This window comes from Virgibacillus halotolerans (assembly GCF_016908515.1).
Classification (GTDB): Bacteria; Bacillota; Bacilli; order Bacillales; family Amphibacillaceae; genus Virgibacillus_M; species Virgibacillus_M halotolerans.
On the sequence record NZ_JAFBEA010000002.1, the window covers coordinates 234,887 to 252,133 of the forward strand.

The window sequence follows — 17,247 nt, forward strand, 5'->3', positions numbered from 1 at the left end:
TGAAAAATGGGAGGATAATAGCATATGAGAATAATAGGTAAACAGGAAGTAGAAGATATAGCAATCGGAGCGGCTTTACTTGGAACAGGTGGTGGTGGTGATCCATATATTGGAAAACTAATGGCCTTACAAGCAATAGAAGAATATGGAGAAATTACACTGTTAGATGTAGATGAAATTCCGGATGATGCTTTAGTAGCTCCTTCATCAATGATGGGTGCACCGACGGTTATGTTGGAAAAGGCACCGAACGGGGAAGAAACTGTTGCAGCTTTCCGGCAATTAGAAGCACACTTGGGGAAAAAGATCTATGCGACTTTTCCAATCGAAGCGGGTGGCGTTAACTCCATGCTACCTCTTGCGCTAGGGGCAAGATTAGGGTTGCCTGTTGTTGATGCTGATGGAATGGGGAGAGCTTTTCCGGAATTGCAAATGGTCACATTCTACTTGGATGGAATATCGGCGACACCGGCGGTACTTGCAGATGAAAAGGGCAACACAATGCTTTTATCAACAATAGATAATGTTTGGACAGAGCGAATTGCCAGGGCAGCAACGATTGAAATGGGTGGCTCCACAATGACTTCCATGTATTCGATGACTGGAAAGAACCTAAAAGATAGTGGAATAAAAGGTATCTTAAAGCTTGAAGAAGAAATAGGTAAGTCTATCAGGCTTGCAAAGTTAAATAACGTGAATTCAATTGATGAAGTACTGAAAAAAGTTGACGGGTTTGAGTTATTTCGTGGGAAAGTTAGTGACATTAACCGTAAAACTGAAACAGGCTTTGCAAGGGGGATAGCATCAATTGAGGGACTTAATGAATATAAAGAACAAACCCTCCAATTACGTTTCCAAAATGAACATTTACTTGCCGAGACCGAACAGCGACTACTATGTGTAACACCAGATTTGATTGCTGTACTGGATGCGGAAACAGGTCTTCCAATTACAACGGAAGGAATCAGATATGGCGCCCGCTGTGTTGTCATTGGAATACCTTGTCATCCTAAGTGGAGAACTGAAAAAGGGATTGAAACAGTTGGTCCAAGATATTTTGGATATGATGTTGATTATACTCCAGTAGAAGAACTTGTGAAAAAAGGGGTTGCATATTAATGGATACTTTTCGTATTGGAATCGATGTAGGAGGAACGCACACTGATGCAGTCCTATTAGATCAAAATAATAAGGTACTATCGGAAACAAAATCGGCAACAACTGACGACGTGGCAACGGGAATTTACACAGCCATGAAAAAAATTATAGACGATGCAAATGTTCCTCGTGAGCAAATTAAGTACGCAATGCTAGGAACGACACACTGTACCAATGCAATCGTGGAAAGAAAAAGGCTGAATAAAATTGCCATAATTCGTGTTGGTGCTCCAGCAACATTGGCAGTAAAGCCCTTAATTGGTGTACCGGATGACCTTCGTGAAGCATTTGGTAAATATGTATACTTGGTACGTGGTGGTCATGAATTTGATGGCCGGGAAATTGTAGCTTTAGATGAAGATCATTTGTACAGTATAGCAAACGAGATAAAAGGAAAAGTTGATTCGATTGCGATCACATCAGTCTTTTCCCCTGTAACCCAAGCCCATGAACAAAAAGCAAATGATATAATGAAGGAAATATTGGGAGAAGATATTGCTATTTCATTATCTTCAGAAGTAGGTTCTGTTGGTTTATTAGAAAGGGAAAATGCAACAATTCTCAATGCATCAGTAGTTAACGTTGCAAAGAGCGCTGCAGACGGGTTTATTAATGCCTTAAAAAGTGAAGGAATTCATGCCCGAGTATTTTTTGGACAAAATGATGGTACGTTAATGTCTGTTGAGTATGCTGTTAAGTACCCTATTTTTACTGTTGCTTGTGGCCCAACAAATTCATTACGTGGTGCATCTTATTTAAGTAATTTATCTGATGCGATTGTCGTTGATGTTGGCGGAACAACATCTGATGTTGGCGTTTTAGTGCAATCATTTCCAAGAGAATCTTCTTTGGCAGTGGAAATTGGCGGGGCGCGAACGAATTTCCGTATGCCGGACCTTATCTCTATTGGTCTTGGTGGTGGTACAATTATTCGGATACAAGATAATGGTGAATTTACCATAGGTCCGGATAGTGTTGGTTACCAATTACAAGAAAAGAGCATGATTTTTGGCGGGGAGATGTTAACAGCAACAGATGTTGCTGTTGCATTAGGAAAGGTAGATCTTGGAGATGCTTCAAAAGTTGCTCATTTAGATAAAGCTATTTTAAGAAAAGTTTATGTGAATATGGTAGAACTCGTTGAAGAAGCGATTGATAAAATGAAAACAAGTTCAGCGCCTGTACCGGTGGTTCTTGTTGGTGGTGGAAATGTTTTATTGCCAGAGGAATTAAACGGTGTATCAGAGGTTCTCCGTCCAGCACATTCGGGTGTAGCAAATGCAATCGGATCCGCAATTTCGCAAGTGAGTGGCCAAATAGAAAAGATCTTTGTGCTAGATGAGGTAGGTAGGGAAAAAGCTTTAGAACTAGCCAAATCACAAGCAATGACAGAGGCAATTAATGCAGGGGCAGACCCAGAAGACCTCGTTATTGTTGATGTGGAAGATGTGCCACTTGCCTATATGCCAGGCAATGCAACAAGAATACGCGTAAAAGCCGCAGGGGCATTAGCACGGGAAAAGGATAAAGTTATAAAGTGAAACTTCATTTAATGGGGGGGTTCCCTTTCTCCCTACTAAATGTTAGTTGAACAGAATCAGGAATTTACGGGCTGTTTATCCCCACCTTCTGAGTTTCGGTTTACTTACGCTTAGAGGTAGGGGTATTACAGCCCGTTAATACGTGATAAAATAATGCTTTTTAGTATTAACTGAATAGGTTAGGAATATAAACTGTGTAAGTAAGAATGCGTATGGTTCTTACTTATACGGTTTTTTAGATTGGGTAAAATTAGTATTTTGATTAGAGGTTTTGTACGGCACACAAACTAAGTGAGACTCAGAGGCAATTGAGTCAGCGTCAAAGTTTATCATAAACATCAAAGAGCCCATAGAAAAATCCATGGGCTCTTTGATGTTTAATTTGCTTTTGAAACACTAAAAATGACTCCGGCTGTTTGATCATACTTTAGGTGATATCGAATAAGGCCTTTCTTTACAGTTTCTTCACTTTCTTGATAATCATAATCTTCATCAAATAAATGTAAATCATTTAAAACTTGTCCAACTTCTTCTTGGGATAGAGTTGGGTTTGTCATACCGATAAATACCCCCATTAAAAGAATGATGTCCAATCCTTCTCCTTGGCCTACCATAATGAGTTCCTGAATTTTATCATTATCATCAATATTTTCTATTAAAGTTATATTTTCGTCTAATTTGGAGGTAATAAAACCGTCCTCTACTTTTGTATCTGATATAAAATAGGATAGACCTAATGAGTCTACTTCCTTATTAAAGGACTTTAATAATTCCTCTTGACTATAATAGAGTGAAGGCGTTGTGAAAATAGCTATGATAATTGGTAAAGCAAAATATCCAGTGGCAATAATCGTTGCTATGATACGTTTAATGATGGAAAATTTCCCTGTTTTCCACATTAGAAATATTCCCAAAGGAGGAAATAAAATTAGCCAAATCCACATGAACCAAGCTTTTTGATAAAATTTTATTTTCTGTTTTACGTTTTCTTTTTGTTGTTTAGGAAGCATCATTTTGATCTCCTTTGAATAGCTCATCTAGTTGAATAGAAAATATGAACTTGAAGTTCTCATCTGTCTTATCCGCTATTGCGGATTTAAGTGTCTTCTCTACATTTTTGTTGTAGGGTGTTTCATTTTCTTCCTGCATTAAATGTTGAAAAAAGGAATCTTTCTCAAAACTATCTGTATCAAGTCCAAAGCTTTCTTGTATCAATTGTTCCTCTTGTAACCGTTGAAGCTTGGATTGATATTGCTCTTTCAACTTTTTACTTGCGGTATTTTCTATTAATAGCTCAAAAGTAGGAATAGCTTTTGCATATTGTTTATTTTCATAAGTTTTCTTTGCATAATCTATTAAGGTTTCTATTATTTCTTTATATATCGATTCTATTTCTTTGCCATCCGATATTTCTAGTGCATTTTGTATATGTTTAATGGCTGATTCAAAATCCTCTTTATTGAGGGAATCCTTAGCGTTTGAAATTAACTTGCTAACTTCTTCGTTTATTTTAATTTGTTTCTGAAGCTTTATTGCCTTTTCTTTTACATCGTCACTAGTGCGTTCATATTCTAGAATATAAGTTAAATGATCTCTTGCCAATTGATAATCTTCTTTGTTTCGTGCGGTGTTTGCTAGGCTATAAATCGCCTCTACGGATTTCTGAACAAGTTCATCCGCTTTCGCTTCGGTTTCTTTCAGTTCATAAACTTTTTCCAGTTCGATGATAGCATCTTCGTAATCCTCTTTTTTGATTAATTTTTCAGCACCAGAAATTATCTTGCTAACTTTTTCATCTAATTTCGTTTTTTTTAGCAGTTTTGTTGCTTTTTCTTTTATATCATCACTAGCGCGTTCATAATCTTGAATATAAATTAAATGCTCTTTTGTGGATTGATAATCTTCTTTGTTTCGTGCAGTTTTCGCTAGGCTATAGATTGATTCTACGGACTCCTGAATAAGTTCATCCGTCTTTACATCGGTTTCTTTCCATTCATAAACCTTTTCCAATTCGTTGATCGCTTCTTCGTAATCTTCCTTTTCCATTAAATTTAGTGCACTAGAAGTTACTTTACTAACTTTTTCATCTAATTTCGTTTGTTTCAGTAGTTTATTGGCCTTTTCTTTAATACCATCAGTGGCACGTGAATAATCTTGAATATAAGTTAGATGATCTTTTGCAGATGTATAGTTCTCTTTGCTTTGTGCAGTTTCTGCTAATTTGTAGATCGCTTCTACAGACTGTTTAACAAGTTCATCCGTTTTATTATTGCTCTTTTTCAATACATATATTTTTTCCAGTTCGTTTATAGCGTCTTTATAATTGGCGCTATTATATAAATCCAATGCATTTTGGTAATGTTGATCCGCCTCTACTTGTTTTTTATCTATTTGTGGTTTAGGTTTAGATTTAGTTTTAGGTTGAGATGGTTCTTTGGCAGGGGCAGACTTTTGCGTGTTTTCCTTAGGCTTAGGCGTTGAGTTTGAACTAGAACTGTTTCCCTCATTATTGTTGCTGTTACTTTTACTACCACCACTACTTCCACCATTATGATAATGGTATTCCCCGTACTCGTATCCCCATTTTTCACAGTTGGTCCAACAGGTGTGACCACCATTACTATCTGTTCTTCCAGGATGGGCATTTGCTGTCGACGTTACTAATAGAAGTAAGCAACATAATATACCTGTAATTAATTGAAATTGTTTCTTCATTATTATTCCTCCATAAATTATTAAAATGTAGACCATTGCGAATGAACATTGTTAACCTACCAACGGCTTCACACTAAACTTGCACCTTTCCCTTAATGAATCTTTAGGTCTGGTTATTTCGGACTACATAATATGCAAAAAAATATACAGCTAATTACTGTAATCTCATTAAATCTCTATTAGTTGTAAGTGATACTTGAAAGAATATATTTGGTAGGTTAGGAAAAATATGTCAACTAGATTATACCAATGTTTCGAGTGAAGTCAATATAATGTCTCGATAGAATTAAGCAGAAGGTCATTGCATGTTTTCGCTATTAGCGAGAAGCTTTTTTTGTATAGCTAGTATATATTGTTAGTAGAAAAATAAGTTACATGAATAAATAAATATTAGTTTGTTATTTTGGATACTTCTTTTCTTTTTTCGGATTTCTTTCCTTTTGAATAAACTTTATAATCATTTATAAATAAGTAATGAGGAGGAAATGGAATGAAAATGAAATCGCTTACTCTCATCCTTTCTATATTAGTAATAGGCATTATTATTGCAGGGTGTTCTGAAGATGAAGGTCAGAAGGAAGATGTATTAACGGTTTATACTGCGCGAAGTGAAAGTCTTAATAATGCAGTAATACCTAAATTTGAAGAAGAAACTGGAATAAAAGTAGAGGTTATCGTTGCTGGGACAGGTGAATTGGTGAAGCGCGTGGAGTCTGAGAAAAATAACCCTGTAGGTGATATCCTTTGGGCAGCAGATGAAACGATGCTGAACAGCAAAAAAGATTTATTTGAAAAGTATGTTTCGCCTGAAGATGAAAATATGATGGAAGGGTTCAAAAATACAACTGGTTATTTTTCACCGGCCTTTGCCGATCCAACTGTTTTTATCGTTAACAAAAACAAAATAGGTGATATTAAGGTAGAAGGTTTCGAGGATCTATTAAATCCTGAACTTAAAGGAAATATTTCTTTTGGAGATCCAGCTGCATCAAGTTCTGCATTTCAGTCTTTAGCAGCGATGTTATATGCGATGGGGGATGGCGATCCAACATCTGATAAAGCATGGGATTTTGTCGAGAAGTTCATTGCTAATCTGGATGGCAAGATGTCGGGTAGTTCTGGACAAGTTCATAAAAGCGTAGCAGATGGAGAATACCCTGTTGGGCTGACATGGGAAGATCCTGTTGTATATTATATCAAAAGCGGTGCGCCGGTAGATGTTGTGTTTCCTGAAGAAGGAGCAATATTCCCAGGAGAGTCGGTTCAAATTATAAAGGATACAGAAAATATTGACGGTGCACAGAAATTTGTAGATTTTTTACTTTCAGAGGATATTCAAGACTTAGTTGGGACAGAGTTGACTGTCAGACCTTTAAGAGAGAACACTGAACTTGCGGATTATATGAAACCTATGGAAGACATCGAGTTGACAGACAGTTACGATGAGGCCTGGGTATCGGAACACAAGGATGATATTACGAATAAATTTACCGACTTACTTGAGAAATCAATGGATTAACATTTAGATAGCAAATCAAAGAGTGGCTTATAAAAATAAATATATAAGCTGCTCTATCTTTTATCTTAGTGGGAGGAGAAACAACATGAGTGTAGCAATTAATATTGAGGATGTAGTGAAACGATATGGGGATCAAACTGTAATCAATGGGTTATCGATTGATATAAAACCTGGCGAGTTATTTACATTGTTAGGCCCTTCAGGATGTGGGAAAACGACTTTACTAAGGATGATAATAGGATTTAATTCAATTGAGGGCGGTGCAATAAAAATTGATGATAAGGTAGTAAATAATATACCGATCAGTAAACGAAATATGGGAATGGTATTTCAGAATTATGCTATTTTTCCTCACATGAATGTGAAAGATAATATCGGTTTCGGGTTGAAGAACAAGAAACTAGATAAAAGTGAGATTGAATCAAGGATTGCTGACATCTTAAAAGTTGTGCAAATAGAGGATTTCAAAAACAGGATGCCTGATAAACTATCTGGAGGGCAGCAACAGCGGGTAGCGCTAGCACGCGCAATTGTGATTCATCCGAAAGTATTACTTATGGATGAACCGTTGTCTAACTTGGATGCAAAGTTAAGAATTGAGATGAGAAATGCAATTAAAAACATTCAGCAACAGGTGGGAATTACAACCGTATATGTTACGCATGACCAAGAAGAAGCTCTAGCGATATCTGATCGAATCGCGGTTATGAATAAGGGGATCATTCAGCAAGTTGGTAAACCAAAAGAACTTTATGAACGCCCATCAAATTTATTCGTATCTAAATTTATCGGGACATCCAATGTAATTAAGGCAAAAGTTGAAAGAAAAAGTGATGACGTTTACTTGCAGTTTAGTGATGGTTATACAGAGCAAATTAGGAATATATCAGATAGGGCGACAAATAATGCAACTGTTTTAGTTTCTGTAAGACCCCATGAATTCATTATTTCCACAGATCAAGATGGAATAAAAGGGATCGTGCAAAATAACATGTTTTTAGGAGTGAACACCCACTACTTTGTTGAGCTAGAAGATGGAAACAAAGTGGAGGTAATCCAGGATGCGGAAGTAGCTGAAATTATTCCAGAGGGACAAAGCATTTCACTTAAAGTAAAAACAAACAGAGTTAATGTATTTGATGTAGAGAACGAAGAAAGCCTGATTGAGGAAGGTGTGGCTAATGAAGTTGGGTAAAAAGAATAAGTTCAATACATGGAATGGGTTAACCATCATTATTCTCGTCTTTTTTGCGGTCTTTATCATCTTCCCCCTATTTCTTGTATTGAAGAAAAGTATGATTGATACACAAACAGGTGAATTTACATTCACGTACATTTCGAAGTTTTTTGAGCGGAAATTTTATTGGGTTACTTTAATGAATAGTTTTAAAGTAACAGTCGTAAGTACCTTTTTATCAGTGGCAATTGGATTACCCATTGCATATTTAATGAGAAGGGTTAAAGTAAAAGGTAGCAAAATAATTGAAATACTAATTATTATCTCTTATATTTCCCCCCCATTTATTGGAGCATATGCATGGATCCAATTACTTGGAAGAAGTGGTGTTATTACATCGTTTTTTAATAATACATTGGGACTTGAGTTTGAAGGGATATATGGATTCTCCGGGATTGTATTGGTATTAACTTTACAGTCGTTCCCGTTAATTTATATTTATATTTCCGGTGCATTAAAAAATTTGGATAATTCATTGAATGAGGCAGCGGAAAGTCTAGGCTATTCCAATATCCAGCGTTTTTTCAAAATTATTATCCCGCTAATCATACCTACTATTCTAGCAAGTTCTTTATTGGTATTTATGCGGGTGATCGCAGATTTTGGAACACCTATGTTGATCGGAGAAGGATATCGAACAATACCCGTACTGATTTACACACAATTTATGAGTGAAGTAGGTGGAGACGATGGATTTGCTGCAGCATTGTGTGCGATTTTCATTGTTGTGACACTTGTTCTATTCCTAATTCAGCGTATGGTTGCAAGACATTATTCTTATTCTATGTCTGCATTAAAACCAATGATAACAGAAAAAAGTACTGGCATGAAAAACATACTAAGCCATGGATTTGTATATTTAACGGTTCTATTAGCTATACTGCCACAACTAGTAGTTATATTTACTTCCTTTTTAAAAACAGAAGGTGGACAAGTTTATACGGGAGGTTTCTCTTTCGATAATTACAAGAATATTCTATTCGGTAAAAATCTTTCTGTTATTTTAAATACGTATAAAATGGGGCTCATGGCTATCATTATCATTATTGTATTTGGCATATTGATTGCTTATCTTACGGTTAGAAAAAGAAATGTTATTACATCCATACTAGATACGATTTCGATGTTTCCTTTTATCATTCCTGGTTCGGTATTAGGGATTGCTTTCTTGTTTGCTTTCAGCGACAAGCCATTGGCATGGAGTGGAACCGCGTTCATTATGGTTATGTCTTTTGCGATTAGGCGAATGCCATACACCATACGTTCGAGTACTGCAATCATTGGACAAATCAGCCCAAGTATCGAAGAAGCAGCGATAAGCCTAGGTGCTTCAGAAACCAAAACCTTTGTAAAGGTAATGGTTCCTATGATGATGCCTGGTGTAATGGCCGGAGCGATTATGAGCTGGATTACAGTTATTAGTGAATTGAGTTCTTCCATTATATTATATACAAACAATACACAGACTTTAACGGTATCTGTATATACAGAGGTAATTCGAGGTAATTATGGCAATGCGTCAGCATATTCAACAATATTGACACTTACTTCTATTATTTCACTTCTGGTGTTCTTTAAGTTGACTGGAAAGAAAGAGGTCAGTGTATAAAGATGGATTAGTACTGGTATAACTTTACCTCAATTACAATTAATAAAGCTTTTCAGTTCAAGCGGTATGCGTGAGTATACTGCTTGGACATTTATAATTCAAGATAATGTCTAAGGAGCCTGATCTTGCTATGGTGATGGTAGAATGAATAAACCTAACAGATACAGAGATTATATAAAAAAAACATTTATAAAGTATACCATCATTACCGTATTAATTATTTTTTCATTGTATATCATTTCTTTATTCTTTAGTTTTAAATTGACAATTGTAAATGAAAACAAACGTGTTAATAATGAATTAATATCATTGATAGACCAAGAAATTAACGGATATCACCAACGCTTAAAAGCATTATCAAATGAAGATTCGATTAAGAATGTTTTCCAAGATAAAAGGCATTTATTGCATGTGAACAACTTACTTTACTCGGTACGAAACGATAGCTTATTAAAAGCAAACTTTGTCCTATTAGATGCGCATGGTGAAATTGTAACCACTAATCTTTATAAGGATAATCAAAATGAATTAATCTCAACTTACTTTATACAGTATTTAATTTCCAAGTTGGATGATGATTCCATGATAGAACGAACGCTAAACGAATCACTTTTCATGGGAAGTCAAAACTCTAACTATTATTTTGCTAAATCTATTACATCAAGCGGGAAAATAGTGGGATATGTCATTTACTTTCTGGAAGATGTGGGTGATCATCTTAGTCATAAAGATGGGAATTTAATGGCTATAACGGATAAGTTCGATAACGCTATTTATCATTCAAACATGGAACTAGTAGATCGTATGGGAAAACTCAAAACGGAACAAATCAATAGCAGTACCGCGACCTTTTACAATAATTTATATTTTGTCACATCAAATCAAATACCGAACACATCGATCACGGTAACGAATATGTCACCGATAGACAGCTATAAACAGTCTGTTTTAATTGGTGTTTATTCATTGTTGGGAATAAGTATTATCATCATATTACTTATTTTTTATGTTTCACCAAAGCTTTTGAAAAGAAACTTGGAATCATTCGATTTATTGTTAGCATCTATTAACAAGACAGGAAGTAATAATAGCAATGAAACCTATATCCCTGATACATTTGAAGAATTCCAAATTATTCATGAGCAATTTAATAATAAAATTGCAGAGATTCAACTATTGATTAAACGTAATGAGGAAATATCTGAAAAGAAACGGAAAATGGAAATAAAACATTTGGAAACACAGTTTAACCCTCATTTTGTATTTAATGTATTGGAAATGCTAAGATACGAGATATTGTTCGATCCCGAGAATGCTTCTGAAATTGTCGTCTCTTTTGCAAACTTGATGAGATACAATATCAACTACGGTTATGTGGATGTACATTTAGAGACTGATTTGAAATATGTAAAAGATTATTTGATGTTGCAAAAGATGAGATACGATGAAAGACTGGATTACTTTATTGATGTTGATCAAGCGCCGTTAAAAGTCAAAGTCCCGAAATTATTAATTCAACCTATTATCGAAAATAGCATAAAACACTGCATTGACCACACGAATCACTTGGATATAAATATATCTATAAAAACGGGCAATCATAACCTAATTATTTCGGTTGAAGATAATGGTCAAGGTATGGAAATGGATCAGCTAATTACTTTGCAAAAAAGCTTAGCTGATAAAGATAACCCAGAAGAAAAGATTGGTTTATATAACTCACATAGAATTATTCAGCTTTTATACGGTGAAGACTATGGACTTAGTATAAATAGTGAACCTGGTATTGGAACAGTAGTGATATTAAAGATTCCTTTAGGAGAGATATAGGATGTACAAAGTGCTTATCGTTGAGGATGAAAGTATCATTAGAAAAGGGCTTTCTTATAAAGTGAATTGGTTGGAAAATAATTGCTTTGTCGTAGGAAATGCTGCCGATGGTAAGGATGGCCTGATTAAAATTAAAGAACTAAAACCGGATATTGTGATCACTGATATTAGAATGCCATTTAAGGACGGTATTCAAATGCTTGAAGAAAGTCTTCACATATATGATTATGAGGCAATTATAATATCTGGGTACAGTGAGTTTGATTATGCAAGACAAGCTATTTCGCTAGGAGTTAATGAATATCTGCTTAAACCTATCGATTTTAGTAAATTGAATCAAGTAATTTGTAAATTGATTTTAAAAATTGAAGTCAAGGACAAAGCAAACGTGCATGAAGAATCATTAGGTGTATATAGCGAATTACTCAATGTTGACTTCTATGAACGTGACATTAATAGGTCGAAACTTGTATTTGATATTCTTACGTACATTCAAAGTAATTTTAGTAGGAAAATTACTTTGAATGATTTAAGTGAGCAATACTCACTTTCAACTGTTTATTTGAATAACAAATTTAAAGAGGAAACAAATTATACAATTAATGACTTTCTAAATAGATACCGGATACTTAAAGCAATTGAAATGTTAAAGCGAGATGATATGTTGATCTATGAAATTGCGGAACTTGTGGGATTTCAAAATTATAAGTATTTCAGCCAAGTGTTCAAGAAATATGTTGGCGCCTCTCCTACGTTATTTATAGGATCTTTAGGGTGATAATGTGGAAGGATGAGTAATAAAAAAGCTTGAACTGACCATCTCGCAAAAATAGCCGCCCCTCAAAAGGGTGCGGCTATGTATCATTTAATATCTTTCAATCTACTTTTTATCCAAATCATACGTGTCTGCTATTGCATCTGCGGTCAGTGTTCCAAGATAATCACGATAGCTTTGTTTTTTTAGCAATGCGTTTTCCTCAGGGTTATCGATGAACAGATACTCCAGTAGAAGGGCGGGCATTGCGGTGTTACGTAGTACGCTAAAGTTTGCTTGTTTTCTACCGCGGTCATTCACTTCAAGCCGATCACCTAAATAAGTGTGAATGTGTAACTGTCTGGTCTTTGTTTCATCACTAACAGCTCCGTTGTAGATGTACGATTCAAATCCGGATGCAGTGCCATCAAAGGAGTTCAGATGAAAACTAGTAAAATAATCTGCGCCCCAATCGTTTGCCATCTTCGCTCGATCTTCCAATTCGACAAATGTATCAGTGGATCTGGACAGTTTTGTTTCTACTCCTGCGTACTCATTATCTAGTACTTCTTTCGTTTTCAAAGCAATATCAAGCACGACATCCTTTTCATTTAGTCCGTTTGCTTGTGCGCCCGGATCACTGCCACCATGTCCTGGATCCAGAAAGATTTTAAACGCTCCGTCCTGTGTAGTTGCATTGAAATTTGTTATGTTTTCCCGATTCATCAGTCCAGCATCATCTTCAACGTCACTCTTTTCTATCGGTCCTTCACCACGTTCAGGTGTTGCACTTGCAGTTAGTGGACTAAAGAAAAGGGATGAGAAAAACAAGATTAATAGCGTAAACCAAAATGCATTTTTACTATTCACTATCATTTCACCTCCTTGAAAAAATTGGTATCAACTTAAATTGTCTAAGAAATCTATCTATATTTCAACAGCTTTCAACAATTTGTAATGAAAGTTTAATGTGCCAGTTCTACATTTATAGCAAATATTCATTCCTAGATAAATAGCTAAATAGATGATGCTTGTTGAAACTTGTGAGCATTTTTGGAAGGTGATTTAGATTGGGCTTAGGAAAAAAAGGAACCCTAAATCATACTAAAAGTAGCATTTCCCTCTGTTAAGCGGGGTTTTAAAAAAATAGCTACTTTTTTTACCAAAAAGGTCATCCTATGATGGCATTCAACAGTAGTGTCATTGCTAACCCAACTAACCCGACAATGGATTGCACGACAGTAATGGTTTTAAATGTTTCACCCATCGTCATACCGAATGACTCCTTCACTAACCAAAAGCCACCATGATTAGCGTAGTTGAAGAATAATGATCCAGAGCCGACCGCCACCGTTAACAATGCCGTATTAATGCTTGGATCAGCTGCTACTAGTGGTGCCAAAAGGCTTGTTGATCCAACGATGCCAACAGTAGCGGATCCGGTGGATATAGACAATAGCGCTGCAACTACCCATCCCAATGCAATGGCGGAAAGCGAGAAACCAGAAGCCAAATGCACAATTGCTTCACCGACACCGGAGTCTTCTAATACTTGTCCAAAAGCCCCACCGCCAGCGATAATCAACAAAATGCCAGCAATTGGTTTAAGACTTGACCCGAGCGAATCACGAATTTGTTTTGTATCTGTTCCACGGGCATATCCAAGCATAATCATAGCTGCTAGCACGCCAACCAACATGGCAATGACGGGATTACCAAGGAATTCAGCGACTTTATAAAACGCATTATCTTCTGAGAGAAAAGTTCCTGCGATTGCATGTAACAGCATCATGGCAACCGGAATTAAAATGGCCCCAAAAGCAGTTGCTATTGGAATTGGTGCTGTGGATTGATTAGCTTCTGCTGTTGTCGTGTATTGATCTAGCAAATCTTTATTTGGCTTAACAGTCATGTGTGGCGTGATAAATTTTCCGTATATTGGCCCTGCAAGGATGATAGCGGGGATGGCACAGATAAAACCGTAAATCATGGTCATACCCAAGTTTGCATCGAATACACCGATGGCAATTAGTGGACCGGGATGAGGCGGCACCATACCGTGCATTGTAGCCAAAGCAGCAATAACGGGAATCCCAATGGAAATATAAGCAGATCCTTTTACACCACCCTGTTGTTCCAGTTTGCTAGCTACTGTAAAAATGAGCGGGAGCAACATGATGAGTCCTACCTCGAAAAACATAGGAATCCCGATAATAAACGCCGCGAGCGCCATGAGCCAAGGCAGACTTTTGGGTGTAGAGCCACGTAGAATAACAGAAGCAATTCGATCACTGGCCCCGGAGTCTGCTAAGAGTTTACCAAGCATAGCACCGAGGGCGATTGTGAGCCCTGTTTCTCCTAGTGTAGAGCCTGCCCCATCCTCAATCGATTCCGCAATTTTACCAATCCCTAGGCCCGAAGTCAGTCCAACACCCACAGAGGTAATTAATAGTGCGACCAATGGGTGCATATGTAGTTTGGAGGTAATAAGAGCGATAAGAAGCAGTATGCCGCATACTGTAATAATAAGTAATTGAATATCATGTCCAGTCATAAAATTATCCCCTTTGAAAGATTTCAAATAAGTGTTGGGTTGTTTGATTCACTTCTATGTTTTCAATCGAAAGTAGCGCTATTCTACGCCCAATGGCACGCATGTGTTTTACCTTTTCTACAGCTACAAAGAGCCGGGTGTTAAGACTAATACTCTGTCATCGTTAGGCACTTTGGGTAGTTAAAGTCACGGTGTTATCCTTTTTGTCTAGTCAGGTCGTAACGCAAATTTCCATATTTAGGTACATTCCCTGTCTTTTACAAACTCAAACGTAAAGTATATGTAATATATCGCAAAAATCTGGGTATATAGATTTGTCCCGTAATATTTCTCTCAATTGCATTTTTGTATCCCATATTAATTTTCATATATATACGTTCTTTCACTTTTACCGTGCTTTTATTTGGTCGTATATCCGTCTATAGCTGTCAGGCCAACAGACGAATTTGTCCCACTTAAAAGTTTTGACCTACTCCTGCAGCAAATTACTCGAAAACGTGTTAAATGTTTTAAAGTCATTAAAATGGGAATGATTTTATACAACAACTTTTAAATAACTTGTCCCATGAAGAAAATGATTTGATTGAGGAACATGTTGTTTTTCAAGTGGTTATAGCGATGAAAAACTTCAGGAGGAGTAGTTACGTGGATGATGGGAGAAAAGACAAGAAACGATTAAAAAGTAAAAAAGCAAAACAGACACTGCATAAAGATGATATTACCATTGTGGACTCGAAAGCAGCAAAAAAGGCTGTTGTGGCAGCGGGTATAGGTAATGCCATGGAATGGTTTGATTTTGGAATTTATTCTTATTTGGCAGTAACGCTCGGTCAGGTTTTCTTCCCGGAAGTGACGGGGTCCATGCAATTAGTGTATACATTTGCAACGTTTGCTGTCGCATTTCTAGTTCGCCCAATAGGTGGCATATTTTTTGGGATGCTGGGAGATCGTCTAGGGCGTAAGCGAATTTTGGCGATTACGCTAATTATTATGGCTTTGGCGACACTCAGTATTGGTCTGATTCCGAGTTATGCTTCGATCGGTGTAACGGCTTCTGTATTATTACTCGTCGCTCGACTTGTACAAGGCTTTTCAACTGGTGGAGAGTATTCAGGGGCGATGACGTACATTGCTGAATCCACGTCGGATAAGAAGCGGGGATTCATGTCGAGTGGACTAGAAGTGGGGACGCTTGTTGGCTATGTAGGTGGTGCAGGTGTTGTCACTTTACTCACTTTCTTATTGGGAGAAGAAACCATGTTGGAATGGGGTTGGCGCATACCATTCTTCATTGCTGCCCCGATTGGTATTATTGGACTGTACTTACGGAACAATTTAGAAGAATCTCCTGCGTTTCAAGCGATGGAAGATGCAAAAGAAGAGGAACAACGTGTGACATTGAAAGAAATTCTTGTTTATCACAAGAAACCATTGCTTATCGGTATGTTACTTGTGCTTTTCTATAATGTTGTAGATTACATGTTATTGTCTTATATGCCGTCCCACTTGAGTTCTGTACTGGGGTATGGTGAAACAAAAGGCCTGCTATTAATTTTAATTGTGATGCTTATTATGATCCCTATTGTACTGACAATGGGATATGTGAGTGATCGAATTGGAACAAAGAAGATTATTCTTACTGGTTTGATTGGGTTGGTTATTTTATCCATTCCTGCTTTTATGATGATTGGGAGTGGGAATAATTGGTTAGTATTCCTAGGCTTAATGATCATAGCGGTCTTTCTTGCTTCATTCCAAGGGACGATGCCATCGGTTCTGCCGTCTCTATTTTTCACAGATGTACGCTATGGATCACTTTCTCTTACGTATAATGTATCTGCCTCATTATTTGGAGGTACGACACCATTGGTAATAGCCTGGTTGATTAGTAAAACGATGAGCAACATGGTACCAGCCTATTATATTATGGCAGTTTCTATTATCGGAATTATCGTTGTATCCTTTTTTGTCAAGGAAACTTCCGGCAAGCCACTACGGGGATCGGCGCCAGCAGTTGAAGAAAAGCACGAGATTCAAGGTATTTTAGAAGAACCGGAAGATGCGCTATGGTGGAAAGGCGAAAAAGCATCTTTAGACGAGAGAAAAGAGGATTAGTTGATCCTCTTTTACAGCAACATGTTCTAAAGTAATATCAAAAGCGAACTGAAGTCATTCATACGTAACTTTAGTCATGATTGGCTAGAGCGGTTAAGTATCGAGCCTATAATGCGAAGTGGAACAAGGAACCAGACAACCTACTACGATGCAGAAACCTTTATATCCCGGCAGTCTGGTAGTAAAATAAAGGAGTAACTTTTTTACTGAGGGGA

General features: G+C 36.8%; 12 protein-coding genes. 8 read left to right on the plus strand and 4 right to left on the minus strand.

The features are described from left to right. Positions 1–24: 24 nt before the first annotated feature. Together JOC34_RS07480 and JOC34_RS07485 are read left to right on the plus strand one after the other, a co-directional pair. Positions 25–1,119 carry a DUF917 domain-containing protein gene (locus JOC34_RS07480; RefSeq protein WP_205136130.1) on the plus strand — a complete coding sequence of 365 codons (1,095 nt, stop codon included), beginning with the start codon at positions 25–27 and terminating at the stop codon, positions 1,117–1,119. Then, the gene (locus JOC34_RS07485) at positions 1,119–2,699 is read left to right on the plus strand and encodes a hydantoinase/oxoprolinase N-terminal domain-containing protein (protein WP_205136131.1); all 1,581 of its coding nucleotides are present in this window, start codon (positions 1,119–1,121) and stop codon (positions 2,697–2,699) included. Before JOC34_RS07480 ends, JOC34_RS07485 begins: the two co-directional genes overlap by 1 nt. 377 nt (positions 2,700–3,076) lie before the next feature. Here the strand turns inward: JOC34_RS07485 and JOC34_RS07490 are convergent, their stop codons facing one another. Further along, positions 3,077–3,709 carry a hypothetical protein gene (locus JOC34_RS07490; protein WP_205136132.1) on the minus strand — a complete coding sequence of 211 codons (633 nt, stop codon included), beginning with the start codon at positions 3,707–3,709 and terminating at the stop codon, positions 3,077–3,079. Continuing rightward, the gene (locus JOC34_RS22215) at positions 3,699–5,414 is read right to left on the minus strand and encodes a YHYH domain-containing protein (RefSeq protein ID WP_205136133.1); all 1,716 of its coding nucleotides are present in this window, start codon (positions 5,412–5,414) and stop codon (positions 3,699–3,701) included. Before JOC34_RS22215 ends, JOC34_RS07490 begins: the two co-directional genes overlap by 11 nt. Positions 5,415–5,904: 490 nt before the next feature. Between JOC34_RS22215 and JOC34_RS07500 the strand changes: the two genes are divergently transcribed. From JOC34_RS07500 to JOC34_RS07520, 5 genes are all read left to right on the plus strand, one after another. Next, positions 5,905–6,933 carry an extracellular solute-binding protein gene (locus tag JOC34_RS07500; protein ID WP_205136134.1) on the plus strand — a complete coding sequence of 343 codons (1,029 nt, stop codon included), beginning with the start codon at positions 5,905–5,907 and terminating at the stop codon, positions 6,931–6,933. Positions 6,934–7,018: 85 nt separating this feature from the next. Then, a complete protein-coding gene (locus tag JOC34_RS07505) occupies positions 7,019–8,128 on the plus strand; it encodes an ABC transporter ATP-binding protein (RefSeq protein WP_205136135.1) in 1,110 nt (369 codons plus the stop codon). Next, positions 8,115–9,779 carry an ABC transporter permease gene (locus tag JOC34_RS07510; RefSeq protein WP_205136136.1) on the plus strand — a complete coding sequence of 555 codons (1,665 nt, stop codon included), beginning with the start codon at positions 8,115–8,117 and terminating at the stop codon, positions 9,777–9,779. The genes JOC34_RS07505 and JOC34_RS07510 overlap by 14 nt, the downstream gene beginning before the upstream one ends. Before the next feature lie 144 nt (positions 9,780–9,923). Beyond that, entirely contained in the window at positions 9,924–11,609 is a 1,686-nt protein-coding gene (locus JOC34_RS07515) for a sensor histidine kinase (RefSeq protein ID WP_205136137.1), read from the plus strand. A 1-nt stretch (position 11,610) separates the two neighbouring features. Beyond that, positions 11,611–12,387 (plus strand): response regulator transcription factor, encoded by a 777-nt coding sequence (locus tag JOC34_RS07520; protein WP_205136138.1) that lies wholly within the window; start codon positions 11,611–11,613, stop codon positions 12,385–12,387. 102 nt (positions 12,388–12,489) lie between these two features. Here JOC34_RS07520 and JOC34_RS07525 read toward each other — a convergent pair whose 3' ends face one another. Both JOC34_RS07525 and JOC34_RS07530 read right to left on the minus strand, forming a co-directional pair. Beyond that, positions 12,490–13,233: an N-acetylmuramoyl-L-alanine amidase gene (locus JOC34_RS07525; protein WP_205136139.1), complete on the minus strand. Its 744-nt coding sequence runs from the start codon at positions 13,231–13,233 to the stop codon at positions 12,490–12,492. A 301-nt stretch (positions 13,234–13,534) separates the two neighbouring features. Next, positions 13,535–14,917 carry a GntT/GntP/DsdX family permease gene (locus tag JOC34_RS07530; RefSeq protein WP_205136140.1) on the minus strand — a complete coding sequence of 461 codons (1,383 nt, stop codon included), beginning with the start codon at positions 14,915–14,917 and terminating at the stop codon, positions 13,535–13,537. 645 nt (positions 14,918–15,562) lie between these two features. Here JOC34_RS07530 and proP point away from each other — a divergent pair. Continuing rightward, positions 15,563–17,032 (plus strand): glycine betaine/L-proline transporter ProP, encoded by a 1,470-nt coding sequence (gene proP / locus JOC34_RS07535; RefSeq protein WP_338062649.1) that lies wholly within the window; start codon positions 15,563–15,565, stop codon positions 17,030–17,032. Positions 17,033–17,247 lie beyond the last annotated feature (215 nt).